General features: G+C 33.4%; 11 protein-coding genes. 5 read left to right on the top strand and 6 right to left on the bottom strand.

All coding sequences use genetic code 11. The features are described from left to right. Nucleotides 1-4: 4 nt before the first annotated feature. The 4 genes from KA900_RS09080 to ppx form a co-directional block, all read right to left on the bottom strand. Entirely contained in the window at nucleotides 5-820 is an 816-nt protein-coding gene (locus KA900_RS09080) for an ATP phosphoribosyltransferase regulatory subunit (RefSeq protein WP_103373341.1), read from the bottom strand. A 321-nt stretch (nucleotides 821-1,141) separates the two neighbouring features. Beyond that, a complete protein-coding gene (locus KA900_RS09075) occupies nucleotides 1,142-2,437 on the bottom strand; it encodes a D-serine ammonia-lyase (protein WP_103373340.1) in 1,296 nt (431 codons plus the stop codon). A gap of 278 nt (nucleotides 2,438-2,715) precedes the next feature. Beyond that, nucleotides 2,716-4,875 carry an RNA degradosome polyphosphate kinase gene (locus KA900_RS09070; RefSeq protein WP_170006909.1) on the bottom strand — a complete coding sequence of 720 codons (2,160 nt, stop codon included), beginning with the start codon at nucleotides 4,873-4,875 and terminating at the stop codon, nucleotides 2,716-2,718. Nucleotides 4,876-4,942: 67 nt separating this feature from the next. After that, on the bottom strand, nucleotides 4,943-6,472 hold the full coding sequence (gene ppx / locus KA900_RS09065; protein WP_182478051.1) for an exopolyphosphatase: 1,530 nt from the start codon (nucleotides 6,470-6,472) through the stop codon (nucleotides 4,943-4,945). 417 nt (nucleotides 6,473-6,889) lie between these two features. Between ppx and KA900_RS09060 the strand changes: the two genes are divergently transcribed. Continuing rightward, complete coding sequence (locus tag KA900_RS09060) at nucleotides 6,890-7,708, top strand: SDR family oxidoreductase (protein WP_119488106.1); 819 nt, start codon at nucleotides 6,890-6,892, stop codon at nucleotides 7,706-7,708. Nucleotides 7,709-7,822: 114 nt separating this feature from the next. Here the strand turns inward: KA900_RS09060 and KA900_RS09055 are convergent, their stop codons facing one another. Further along, entirely contained in the window at nucleotides 7,823-8,899 is a 1,077-nt protein-coding gene (locus KA900_RS09055) for a M42 family metallopeptidase (protein ID WP_103373361.1), read from the bottom strand. Between the two features lie 198 nt (nucleotides 8,900-9,097). Here KA900_RS09055 and KA900_RS09050 point away from each other — a divergent pair, with 198 nt between their 5' ends. Continuing rightward, nucleotides 9,098-9,604 (top strand): thioredoxin domain-containing protein, encoded by a 507-nt coding sequence (locus KA900_RS09050; protein WP_119488105.1) that lies wholly within the window; start codon nucleotides 9,098-9,100, stop codon nucleotides 9,602-9,604. Between the two features lie 76 nt (nucleotides 9,605-9,680). Here KA900_RS09050 and KA900_RS09045 read toward each other — a convergent pair whose 3' ends face one another. After that, the gene (locus KA900_RS09045; RefSeq protein ID WP_096808475.1) at nucleotides 9,681-11,264 is read right to left on the bottom strand and encodes an FMN-binding glutamate synthase family protein; all 1,584 of its coding nucleotides are present in this window, start codon (nucleotides 11,262-11,264) and stop codon (nucleotides 9,681-9,683) included. 173 nt (nucleotides 11,265-11,437) lie between these two features. On the opposite strand from KA900_RS09045, the gene KA900_RS09040 reads away from it, so the two are divergent. From KA900_RS09040 to KA900_RS09030, 3 genes are all read left to right on the top strand, one after another. Next, nucleotides 11,438-12,220, top strand: coding sequence for a CPBP family intramembrane glutamic endopeptidase (locus KA900_RS09040; protein WP_096808476.1), 783 nt, complete (start codon nucleotides 11,438-11,440; stop codon nucleotides 12,218-12,220). A gap of 126 nt (nucleotides 12,221-12,346) precedes the next feature. Beyond that, entirely contained in the window at nucleotides 12,347-12,997 is a 651-nt protein-coding gene (locus KA900_RS09035; protein WP_096808477.1) for an ABC transporter ATP-binding protein, read from the top strand. Next, on the top strand, nucleotides 12,994-13,767 hold the full coding sequence (locus KA900_RS09030) for an ABC transporter permease (RefSeq protein WP_096808478.1): 774 nt from the start codon (nucleotides 12,994-12,996) through the stop codon (nucleotides 13,765-13,767). The genes KA900_RS09035 and KA900_RS09030 overlap by 4 nt, the downstream gene beginning before the upstream one ends. Nucleotides 13,768-13,981 lie beyond the last annotated feature (214 nt).

The following is a 13,981-nucleotide window of genomic DNA, read 5'->3' as shown; positions in this document are numbered from 1 at the left end:
TTTGTTAAAGTATAAATCCTAAACCAAAACCTTCTAACGGGCCTTTATAAAATCCACCTGTGAGTCGTTTTGTTTTGTTGTTTTTTAAATGACATCTCATAAAAGCGCCTTTGTAATAAGAGCGCGGCGGCTGGGGTGTGATATCTAAATGAATTTCTGTAATGCCTTGTGATTTAAACCATTGTTCCCAACGACGTAATGATTGAATGGTACGGTGATCATTGGGAAACAATTGACCTAATAGATCGAGCTGCTCAGTTGTTTTAGTAGTTAATAATTGAACCACAGGGTGAGCAAGACCTAATTGAGCTGATAACTCTGAAATATTACGCTCTTGTACAAGGTTTAAAATACGTTGTGTTTGAGCTTTAGAAGATAATAATAAATCAATTAATTGATAATGACCTAAGATGACGAAATCAATATCATCGTTCAATGTATATTTAATATATTGGTAAAATGTTTTAAAGTCGTTTTGCATATCATTAACAGTTGGGTTGTAATGTTCAATACCCAACTGAGTATAAACTTCATTATTTCTGACAATTGGTCCAGCATAGGCAATGCATTGTTGTTGCGGTTGATAGTTACTATAGTAACGTAGTAATTGATCAGTAAAATCATTGCGTAACGCAAAAATATGATGGTCATGTTGCCAAAAACTACGCTCAGTCATTTGTTGTAAATCATCAGAAGTAAGTGATTGCCAAGATAAAGATTCTATAAAACTAAAATCAACAAGACTAAAACCTGCTTGCTGAAAGTGTTTTAAAAAATCTAATTCATATTCTTTATTAGTAATAAGTGTTTGCGTATTCATAATATAATGACCATCCTTTATTGATTACTTTGTTTCTCTACCGAACTAAAGTGAATTGATAAAACATACTTTAACACAGTTAAATTTAGAATTCAATAAATATTCAGAAAATAATTGTTACCATTTATTTAGAAGGATAGTTGGTATATTGTTTTTAGATCATAAAGTTAAGAAGGGATTAGGGTAGAAATCGTATTTTATAAAATGATTTCGCTACCCGACCCAATAAGGAAGAATAGGGAAAAGAAATACAAGCGCTAAGGCGCTTGTATAAGGGCTAGCATTTTAAAAGAATGCTTTACAGTTTCTGTTTATATGATATTATTGCTTTCCTTGTTCTACGTATTTGAGCATTTCTTCTTTAGGTACCATATTCCCTCCTGTCGCCCAAACGATATGGTTAGCGTTAGCTAGGTTAATTTTATGGCTATCTGCATGATTTAATACTTCCTTTATTCCTGCGAAGCCTGCAGCTGCAGATGGTTCAATAAATATTTGTTCCTTTTCACTAAGCATATATAAATAGCGATACATTTGTTGATCTTCTATTGTATAAGCACCATATAATAATGTGTTCATAATTTCACCAACCAGTGTAGAAGGTCTCGAGACTGCAAGGCCATCTGCATCTGTCTGTCCATCTAAACCAATATCTGTGACAGCTATTTGGTCATGATATTGTGTCATCATGCCTAAAGTCATACAAGGCGCATGTGTTGGTTCAGCGAATAGACAATATACATGCTCACCAAATACTTGGTTCAAACCAAAAGCGACACCACCAGGGCCACCGCCAACACCACAGGGTAAGTATACAAAAAGGGGATGCTCTGCATCTACTTGTATCCCTTCATTACTGAGTTGTGTTTTTAATCGTAATGCAGCGACTGTGTAGCCTAAAAATAAATCAGCAGAACCTTCATCATCAACAAAATGGCATGTAGGATCACTTTCTGCAGCTTTTCTTCCTTCAGCTACCGCATATTGATAATCAGATTGATGCTCTACCACTTCAACACCATGGGAGCGGAGTAAGTCTTTCTTCCATTGACGCGCATCACTAGACATATGCACGGTTACTTGAAAACCAAACTGGGCGCTCATCATACCAATACTTAAACCGAGATTGCCAGTTGAACCCACGGCAACCGTATATTGGTTAAAGAGATCCTTAAAATAGGGCTCTGCTAAAACTTGATAATCATCAGATTGTTTTAAACTACCATCTTGTATAGCAATTGTTTCAGCTAATTTAAGAACTTCATATATGCCACCTCTCGCTTTAATAGAACCTGATATAGCAAGATGACTATCGCATTTAAGCCATAATTTACCACTTTGTTCGAGATGTTCAGATTTAGTTAATGCTTGTTGCATGAAAGGGATTGCTTTTAGTGGAGATTCGATGATGCCATTATCTTTTTCGGTTTCAGGAAAAACTTTACGAATATAACTGCTAAAACGTTCTAATCTTGCTGCTGCATCTTCTATGTCATTCAATGTAAAAGGAAATGTTGCATTTTTACGGAAATTTGGATTTTTCCAAAATATAGGGTTATAGTGTTGCATTTCATTTATTAATGGAAAATGCGCTTTTAATTTTTTAAGTTCTATCATGGATAAACCACCTCGTATAGGAAATTATATGCATTCATTATAACAAAGATTAATAATTGAAATGGGTTTAAAACCAAAATGTATAACGACATATATGAGGTTGAATAGCAAAGAGCATGTCATAATGAAAATGTCATATTTCATGGATGGTGTCTGATGGATGAAATTTAATTTGTCATTGAGTATTAAGATTATAAAAACGCCTCAGACGTTAATTTATGTCTCAGGCGCTTTTTGGTTATAGGTAAAGTTAATTTTAAGCATGATTACAAGTACACTCAGCGTTTAAAAGTGTCTTTTAATTTAGAAAACCATCTATTTTTAGATTGTATGGGAGATGCTTCAGGGCGGGTTGAAGCTTCCTTCAATTTTTGGCCAAATGTGATAGCTTCTTTCATTAGATAGGCTTGAGAATTTAATGGTGACAAATTGTTATGAATGTAATGATAATGCCCTTGTTGGTCTTGATAACGACCTTTTTGGTTATCTGATAATTGTAAATTCATATAGTCTAATAAACGTTTTGCGATGGCTTTATCTTCTACCGGGAACAATATTTCTACGCGTTTAATCATATTACGTGTCATTGCATCAGCTGAAGAGAGATAAATTTGTTCATCTCCGTTGTTATGAAAGTAATATATGCGCGAATGCTCAAGAAAACGGCCAACGATACTTACGACCTCTATGTTGTCGCTGATGCCTGGTATACCAGGTTTTAAGCAACATATACCACGAATAATTAATTGAACTTGAACACCAGCACGTGAGGCTTCAAATAGTTTAAGAATAATATCTTTATCTGTTAAAGAGTTCATCTTCATCATAATTTTCCCATTACCATGTTCAAGGTGAAGTTTAATTTCATTATCGATTCGAGCTAAAAATACATCACGTATATCATATGGTGCAACAATGAGCTTATTATATTCCGGTTTAAGTGTATAGCCGCTCAGGTAATTAAAGAAGTTGATGGCATCTTCTGCTATTGCTTTGTTTGTTGTGATGATACCCATATCTGTATATAATTTTGCAGTTTTGTCATTGTAGTTTCCAGTACCTAAATGTACAAATGAGGTAAGTTGATTATTAGTACGTTTCACTACGAGCGAAATTTTACTGTGTGTTTTTAAATAAGTCATGCCATAAATGACATGACACCCTGCGTCTTCTAACATTTTAGCCCATTGAACATTATTTTCTTCATCAAAGCGTGCTTTTAATTCAACAAGCACTGTCACTTGTTTACCATTTTCAGCAGCTGTCTTTAAACTATTGATAATAGGAGAATCTTTACTTACACGATACAGTGTTTGTTTGATGGCAATTGTACTAGGATCATTTGCAGCTTCACGAATAAAGTCTACAATTGGTTCAAATGATTCATAGGGGTGATGAAAGAAAATATCCCGTTTTAAAGATAAATCAAATATATCTTCACTTTCTAATGATTGAGGTGGTTGTGGTACATATTTGTTATAAGTTAAATGCTTTAACCGATTAGATAAGTAATCAACTAGCCCAAACAACATAGTTAAATCCAAAGGACCGTCTACAAAATAGACATCGTTGTCATAAACTTCCAGTTGGTTCATAATCCAGAGGATGTCTTCATGCGTTGCGTGTCGTCCATCTACCTCTAAACGCACTGCGGTACCGCGTTTTCGCTCTTTTAAAAAGCGTTCTATTTCAATTAATAAATCCTCGGCACCATCTTCATGAATGGTTAAGTCTGCATTACGTGTGATCCTAAATGTAAAGGTGTTTAATACCTCGTAGCCAGTAAACAAAAGATGAATATAAAATATAATGATATCTTCCAACATTAAAACGTATTGAGTTTGCCCTTGATTTAACGTATAAAATCGTGGGATTAATGAAGGAATTTGTACAATAGCTGAATTGATTGCTTCTTCTGTGTCGATATCTACAAATATGTTTAAACTTTTATTATTAAGTTTTGGGAAAGGATGGTAAGCATCAATACCTAATGGTGTTAATGTAGGTAAGATACCTGTTTTAAATTCGTGTTCTAATTGCGACAATAATGACTCAGGTAATAATTCAGGACGTGTTATTTCAACACGGTGTTGTTTTAAATTTTCAGTTAACGCTTTATAACGTTTATATTGTAAATCTACGTATTTTGTATTTTTAATCTTTATTTGTTCGAGCTGTTCTTTAGGCGTTAATTGTGCTTTATTCTCTGGTTTATCATATCCCATTTTAACTTGGTCTTGTAAACCAGCTACACGAACCATAAAAAATTCATCTAAATTGGAACTAAATATAGAAATGAATTTAAGTTGCTCTAATAATGGATTATTTTTATCCTCTGCTTCTTGTAACACTCTATAGTTAAAGTCCAACCAGCTTAATTCTCTATTGTTATAATAATTTGGTAAATTTAAATCCTTCTCTCCCAATTTCTTCTGCACCATTCTAATTCCACCTTATTGTAGTCTTAATAACATGTTTTACTACGTATAATTTATCATATGAATTTTAAGATTTTGTAAAGATGATAGAAAGATTTTCTTTTAAAATTTTCTCGATATGTTTTTTTTGTCTAAGAGATTGGTATGATTCAGCAATTGGTTCACCAATATAATGAACGTATAACGTGAATCCATTACTATCGTGACGTAATTCGAGACGTTCAACGGGGTTTGTATGTGATATGTTGAGCGCGTTTACAAATTTGATAATGCCACCTAAAAATTGAATGTTATCTAACGCTTTACCGCGTAGCCATTTCGTTTCTTGATTGTAAAATTTTAACAGTGATTTATTTTTAAAGCTTGCCAACATTGCTAATTTGACACGATCTTCATGTGAGAAGCCATCAATCATTGAATTCGCAATAATATAATAGGTGTGGGGCGAACTCGAATCAGAATCAATAAATCTACCTAAATAATATAAATACGCGCCTTCAACAAATAGTGCTTGTTCTTTATGAGTAACTTGAATTTTGTCTAGTTCAATAAGCTGCGTTAACAATGACTGGGCTAATTTGACGCGTTGTTTTGCACTTGATTCTTCAATGCTATACTCGTTAGCCAAATGATATAATGCATCTTTTTGAATATTTTCTTTTCTAAATTCTCGAGGATGGCGTTCAGCGATTGTTTTCATAACATAACCTTCACGTAGTCCTTTACGTGAGAAAGTAAAGTGTGTGGCATTTATCTTTTTGAACAGTGTTTTAAATACGGAAACTGCAGGTATTATGATGTCTATGCGATCTCTACTTAATCCATCTATGTCTTTTAACGCGTCACGGGAACTTTTCTTGATTATTGTATAAACCTCATCAATATCTTCCTCAGACATTGTGTAGTTATGAACGCCACCGATAGGGTAAGAATGCTCAGATTGATGTATACGTGCAACATTACGAGCTGAGCCACCAATTCCTACTAAGGCAATTTCTCTATCTTGTAACCATGGAAGTTGTTCAAATTGCTTGGATAAGAATTTCTCCATCGCTTTAATAGCAGATTTATCATTATGATCTTTATTTTCAAAGAATTTTCGTTTTAATGTTACCACGCCAAATGGAAAACTATGTGCTTCAATCATTGCCTTATCTTTGAATAAAGTGACTTCTGTAGAGCCACCACCGATATCGATAGACACACCGTTTTCTACATCAGTTGTGTGTGTGATGGCATAAAACCCATAAAATGCTTCTTCTTGCTCAGGGATAATTTTAATATTTATATTAAGTTCATTTTTGATATGTTCGATAATAGCGTGTTGGTTCGTAGATTGTCGTATCGCGGCAGTAGCAATAGGATGTAATTCATTTACTTTGAATTTATCGGCAACTGCTTTAAAACTGTGTAGTGTGGATGTCAATACGTCGATACCATCTTGGTTCATAGTTAAATCATCGGTTAAGTATTGGCTCAAACGTGCCGGTGTTTTAATATTTAAAATTTCATTTAATCCTGTTTTTGAATCGAACTCAAAGATAACTAATCTAATTGTATTTGATCCGATATCTACTAGGCCTATGCGTTCCATAATGTCCTCCTAAACAAGTGAGGTAAATTTACTTTTGTAAGTATTATTTACCCATTTTTGTTCTTTATATTACAATAAATAACATAATTTGTGATACTTTATTTAAATATTATTCAATTAAACATTTATTTTTTTGAACAGATCTATCTTTGATATTTAAAAATCTATTAATAACTGTTGGTTTTTCTCTCATATTTGAAGACACCGTAACGACCTCCTTCAGTAAGTTATCGAAATTATAACAAACTCATTTTGAAATTAGTATTATAAATTTTTAAAAATATATTGTAAGTATGTGACAAACAAGTAGTAGCAATAGATAAGACTACATATAAGTTTCAAAGTTAATTAAAAAAGGAAATGAATAAAATAAAGAGGGTTGAAACAGAAGAAAGAAAAATTAAAAAAGAGGTGTAATATATGGGAAGATTAGATAACAAAATCGCTGTATTAACTGGTGTGAGTACCGGCATTGGAGCAGCCGCTGCTCGCATTATGGCTGAGGAAGGCGCGCACGTGTTAGCTGTCGATATATCAGAATCTGTCCATGACACTGTGAAAGCAATTAATAATGCCGGGTATAAAGCTTCAGGCTATACAGTTGATGTCTCAGATGAGCATGCTATAGAACGACTGGTTCAATCTATTGAATCGGATTATGGACAAATTGATGTATTATTTAATAATGCAGGTGTTGATAACCCAGCAGGCCGTATTCATGAATATCCAATTGATGTATTTGACAAAATTATGAGTGTAGATTTAAGAGGAACATTTCTCATGACAAAGTTTTTCTTACCATTAATGATGTCAAAAGGCGGTTCCATTATTAATACTTCGTCATTTTCGGGCCATGCTGCAGACCTAAATCGTTCGGGTTATAATGCCGCAAAAGGAGGCATTATTAATTTTACGCGTTCAACGGCAATTGAATACGGCCGTGAAAATATTAGAGCAAATGCAATCGCTCCCGGTACTATAGAAACGCCACTTATAGATAAATTGACGGGGACAAAATCCGAGGAAAATGGACAAATATTCAGAGAAAATCAGAAGTGGATGACGCCTTTAGGTCGATTAGGAACGCCTGAAGAAGTAGGTAAACTTGTTGCATTTTTAGCATCAGATGATAGCTCGTTTATCACTGGTGAATCAATTACAATCGACGGTGGTGTGATGGCATACACATGGCCAGGTGAAATGTTGAGTGATGATAGTTGGAAAAAATCCACTAAATAACGAATTGCTAAATTCATATAATTTGAAACCAAATGTTATAAAGTGGTATTAAAAAGCCGTGAGCAAATCAATTTGATTAATGCTCACGGCTTATCTTATTTCATATTTAGTTTATTACCAGATGATTTCATCCACTGTTTCATCATTTAGAGATTTGACTATTTCAGTTACTAAGGCTACAGAGTTTTTATAATCGTCTGTATGCAATACGGAAACATTGGAGTGCATATAACGTAGTGCAACACCAATTGATACTGTAGGAATACCTTCGTTAGCGACATGAATACTACCAGCGTCAGTGCCGCCACCAGGCGTGGAATCTAATTGAATATCTATGTTATGTTTTTGAGCAACTGCTTTGATGTGTTTTGTAAACCCAACATGGCCTATGTTGGATGCGTCCATAATAATGACAACCGGTCCTTGACCAATAGCCGTTTCGCTTGTTTGGCCAGACATGCCTGGTGTGTCATATGCAACAGCTACGTCTACTGCAAGTGCTAAGTCAGGTTTGATTTTATTAGCTGCAACTTTGGCACCACGAAGACCGACCTCTTCTTGTACATTTGCACCCGAGACTAAGTTAATATCGATAGATGCGTTGGTAAGGTTATTTAAGACATCTACCGCAAGGGCACAACCATAACGATTGTCAAAAGCTTTTGCAGTTAAATATTTATTGTTCGCAAGTGTTTCAAATTCACTATATGGTGTGACCATATTACCAATTTCAATACCGAATTGTTCAGCTTCTTTCTTACTTTTTACGCCAATATCAATAAACATATCTTTGATTTCTACGTTTTTTTTACGTTCTTCAGGCGATAATACATGTGGTGGTTTTGAACCAATGATGCCCCTGATTTTTTTGCCATGATCCGTTGTGATTGTCACTTTTTGTGATAACATAACTTGGTTCCACCAACCGCCAATAGGTGTGAATTTTAGGAAACCATCGTTATCGATTTTAGTCACTACAAAACCAATTTCATCTAAATGGCCTGCCACCATTAATGTTTTATTTCCGTTAGTAGTAGATTTTTTTCCAAATATACCCCCTAAATTGTCTTCGACGATTTCATCACTTACGGGTGTTAAATAATCGCGCATAAGTGTTTTTACCGCTTTTTCATGTCCTGCGATGCCATCCACATCCGTTAACGTTTTTAATAATTTTACTGAATTGTCCATATAATTCCCCCTAATATGATAATTATATTTATTTTATCATGAACTGCTAGATATTCTAATGGATTGCACTTTGGACCCTTCATTTGTAAAAAATATAACACGTTAATTTAATTCTTAGTAATTTGCTAAGACTAAAAAGGTGCAATCGAATCTTTTCCGTGATTCAATATAAATATAGATAAAGTGGGGGGATCAATTATGACGGAAATTAAACATTTAACATTTGGCTCAAATGATGCACCTATTAAAGTGGAATCATTTATAAATTTTGCGTGTCCTTATTGTAAAAATTATTTTTATGCTGCTGATACTGTATTAACGCCTTTAGTTGAGCAAGGAAAGGTGCAGCATGTCATTAAGCATTTTGATAAAACAAAACAAGCATTATTGAAAGGAACAGTAGCCAATATATATCTAGATTATCAACAACCAGAAACAACCTTAGAGATTATACGTGAGTTATATCAAACTCAGAACCAATGGAAAGTCGACTTTTCTACAATTGAAGCAAAGATGAAGCAAGCCTTTAATCTTTCACCTCATAAAGAAGCAGATGAACGTTCTTTAGCTATTCATGAAGAAGCATTTGAAAGAGGTATTAAAGGTATTCCTATTGTTTTTATCAATGATAATCCATTTGAATTTAATCCTTTAGATGATGATCAAGAAACAATAGAAGCCAAGTTAAACAAACAGATTAAATAAAAATAATAAGAAAAAACGCTCTGATATTTCAAAGTTTGACATTCACTTTAAATTATTAGAGCGCTTATTTTTGATATCAGTTATGTTCAAGTAGTTTTAATTTATAATCATATATAGATTGTAAGTTGCCGTCTTTCTTTTTGATAATAATATGTTCTTTGGATATTTGGGTAGGTGAGGCTGCACCTACCGCAGCGGCGATGTTAAATAACCCTTCGTGTAAACTGGTTACAAAATTAGTGACGCGATATTCTTTTTCTTCTATAATTAGGCCTTTTTCTCGTTTAGGGTCAGTGGTTGCGACGCCTACTGGACATGTGTTCATATGACATTGTCTACTCATAATACACCCGACGCTAATCATCATACCACGTGCAACATTGACTAAATCAGCACCTAAACCTAAAGCAATGGCGATTTTATCGGGTGTTACAAGTTTACCTGATGCAAAAATTTTGATGTGTTTACGAATACCATATTTTTCTAAAGTACCTGTCAATATAGGAAGAGCAGTGAACAATGGTAGACCCACGCTATCTTGTAATTCTTGGAATGTTGCGCCGGTTCCACCTTCACCGCCATCAACCGTAATGAAGTTAGGGTATTGATCTGTTTCAATCATAGTCCGCACAAGTGTTTCTACTTCTGAAACTTTACTTATAACCATTTTAAACCCAACAGGTTTTTGGCCATGTTGTTGTAGTTTTGTTATCCAATCCAATAAATCTTTAGAATTATTAATCGATTCAAAACGGTTTGGTGAATTAATCGTTTTCCATGGTTCTACTTTACGAATTTTTGCGATTTCTTCTGTCACTTTATTACCTTGCATGTGGCCACCACGTGTTTTCGCACCTTGGGCCAATTTAATTTCAAATGCTTTTATAGTCGTTTGTTTAGCCAAATTTAAAAAAGCATCCATATCAAATTGGCCATCTTCATTGCGAACACCAAATAAACCAGGCCCGATTTGGAAAATGATATCAACATTTCCAGATAAATGGTGTTTAGACAAACCACCTTCACCAGTATTCATCCAAGTTCCAGCTCGTCCTAATCCTTTTGATAGTGCTCTGATGGCATGACTTCCTAAAGCACCATAACTCATTCCAGATTGACCAACTAAACGTTTTAATTTAAACGGATGCTTTAATTCAGAACCTATGATAATGGCGTCTTCATCTGCTAAATAAAAAGGATCGATTTCTGCTTCAATCCGATGTTCATCTCGATCAAATAAGCGTTCGTTATCAATGGTATAAATAAATGACGAAATCATAGGTGACTGATCAATATGTAATTCTGTAGATTGTAATGGAAACATGGTATTTTGAATATAAAACCCATCTTCATAGTCATTTTGCGTGCCATAACTCGTCATTCTCGAATTATATTTTCCAGCTAATACAATATTAGTGAAATCATTTCTGGAAAAAGGTTTTCCTTTAGTATCTGCTAAAAATAAATATTGACGCAACTCAGGCCCTATTTTTTCACCGAAATAGCGAATACGCGCTAATAATGGATAATTGCGTAACACACTATGTTGTTTTTGGCGCTTATCTTTTATAAGTAAGATAGCCCCTAAAATTAGTACACTTAATATGAAAATAACAATGATAATGTTAACGATGAACTGCAAAATGGACAGTATAGTCATGTAACATTCCCCCTTTATATAATTATATACTACAATAAATCATACATTTTACAATGATATAAATATGTTATTCGAAATTTTATTTTTAAAAACACAAAAATTATAAAGTAACTTATAATTGAGGTATAGAATTATGTTATATTATTGATAAATAATCATAAGGAAGGTGTCATATGACTGACAAGCCATCAGAATCTCATATTACTCAATTTACACATACAAATATATGGCAAAAACAAAAAGTAGTAAAAAGAGATTTCTGGTTAATCCCCATTTATATCTTAGCGAATAATATCATACCGCTAATGTTATTAATATTTTTATTAGCCTTATACTCTGCTTTTAATTTAGATGATACTTCGCTTTTTAGTAATCATAATGTATTGATTATTGGCGGTGTCATAGCAGAAATAAGTATTATTTTCAGCTTTTATTTGATGCATATAAACGATAATTTGAAAACAATGACTACAAAAAGATTCAAACAAGTTCGTAAGTATGTACTTGTTATTTTTATTACATACATTTCTACTATTGGTTTAAATAGTTTTTATGATTGGCTTATGACACTTTTACCAGAAACTTTGCAATATAGTGAGACGCAAAACCAAATGATATTGGAGGATATGTTTGAAAATAATTGGATGCTTCCCTTTTTATTTGTGGACATTGTTGTTTTGACGCCAATCATTGAAGAATTATTATTTAGACATTTAATTATTCATGAATTAGGTAAAAAAATAACGTATGGTGTTGCAAGTGTACTCTCTGTTATATTATTTGCTGGTATACATGTATTAGGCGCAACATCGCCATTTGAAATTGGTAGTTATATATTTATTGCGTTAGGATTAGTATTTGTATATTTAAAAAGTGGTAAAAATTTAGCTGTTTCAATCTCTTTACATGCTTTCAATAATTTAATTTCTTTTATTGCTATAGTCTTTTTAAAATAAATAGTTATTTCATTTAATGGCATATTGAGAGTATAGATTAAAGTTATTTAACTTTTTCTAATGAATGACATAATAAAGTAATTATATTAGGGAATACGACTTATATATGTATTTAGGAGGTTCAAAATGTTAGAACTCAGAAATGTTTCATATCAAATAGATAACCGTAAAATCATTCAAGAGATTAATTTGAAAATAGAATCAGGGGAAACGATTGCTGTTGTTGGGCCTTCTGGAAGCGGTAAAAGTACATTATTTCGCCTAATTAATAATTTGATAAGTCCAACGCAAGGAGAATTATATCTAAATGGGGACGCATATGAAACGATTAACCCAGAAGAATTACGTATGGAAGTGAGTTATTTGCTACAAGAAAGTGATTTGTTTGATAGAACGATTGGCGATAACTTAGCTTTCCCTGCTAATATAAGAAACGATAAATTTAATCGTAAAAGAGCTAAAGCACTATTGAAAGCGGTTGGTCTAGGACACTATAACTTTAATACCAGTGTAAGTCATCTTTCTGGTGGAGAGCGACAACGTATAACCATAGCTAGACAGTTAATGTATAAACCAAAAATATTATTACTAGATGAAGCTACGAGTGCTTTAGATATACATAATAGTGAAAAAATTGAATCTCTCATTTTTAAACTTGCCGATGAAGGTGTAAGTATATTGTGGATTACACATAGTAATGACCAAAGTATGAGACACTTTCAAAAACGCATTAGAATCGTTGATGGTCAAATAGAGAAGGAGGAGGATTTAAGATGAGCACGACAGCTTTAGTACTTACCGGCACACTCTTACTTTTCCCAATTATCGTCTCATATAAAGAGAAGTTACATATCATAAAAGATTTGTTAATTGCTACTATTAGAGCGGTCGTTCAATTAGTTATCTTAGGTTATTTACTTCATTTTATATTTGATGTAAATCAAGCTTGGTTATTATTATTATTTGTCTTAATCATAATTGTTAACGCCTCTTGGAACACTATTAGTAGGGCTTCGCCAGTCATGCATAATGTTTTTTGGATTTCTTTCATTGCTATATTTGTCGGGGTTGCGTTACCATTATTTGGGGTTATATTAACTGGAGCAATTGATTTTAAACCCAATGAAGTTATTCCGATAGCAGGAATGCTTGGAAGTAATGGGTTGATTGCTATTAACCTTGCTTATCAAAATTTAGACCGTGAATTCGTGAAAGAAATGAGTCAAATAGAAGCAAAATTAGCATTAGGCGCAGATCCAAAACTATCTTCAAAAGGTACAATACGTGAAAGTATAAAAACAGCGATTGTACCAACGATTGATTCTGTGAAGACATATGGTATTGTGTCTATACCAGGTATGATGACTGGTTTAATTATTGGCGGTGTAGCACCATTAGAAGCAGTGAAATTTCAACTGATGGTCGTGTTTATTCATACGACTGCAACTATTATGTCAGCATTGATTGCAACTTATTTAAGCTATCGTCAATTCTTTAATCAACGCGATCAATTAATTGGCCGTCATATATCAGAAGATAATCGATGAAAATGTATATGATTGTTACAGTGCATGTCTGGCTATAGTGCATGCTAGTTATATATGCGAGAGAACTACAAAACGATGCACGATTTAGAAATACCTTGATTGCTGATTGCCCATTTATTTACAATCAATTTGTGCGGCAGGGGACAGAACATGAGACCAAATTCAATTTTGGATTTCTGTTCGTTTCCTGCCTTTAATTTGGAAATTAAAAATT

The sequence above is a fragment of the Staphylococcus sp. GDY8P120P genome (genome assembly GCF_017892065.1).
GTDB lineage: Bacteria > Bacillota > Bacilli > Staphylococcales > Staphylococcaceae > Staphylococcus > Staphylococcus nepalensis.
Note: the sequence above shows the minus strand (reverse complement) of the source record. Positions and strands in the feature narration are given on the sequence as shown.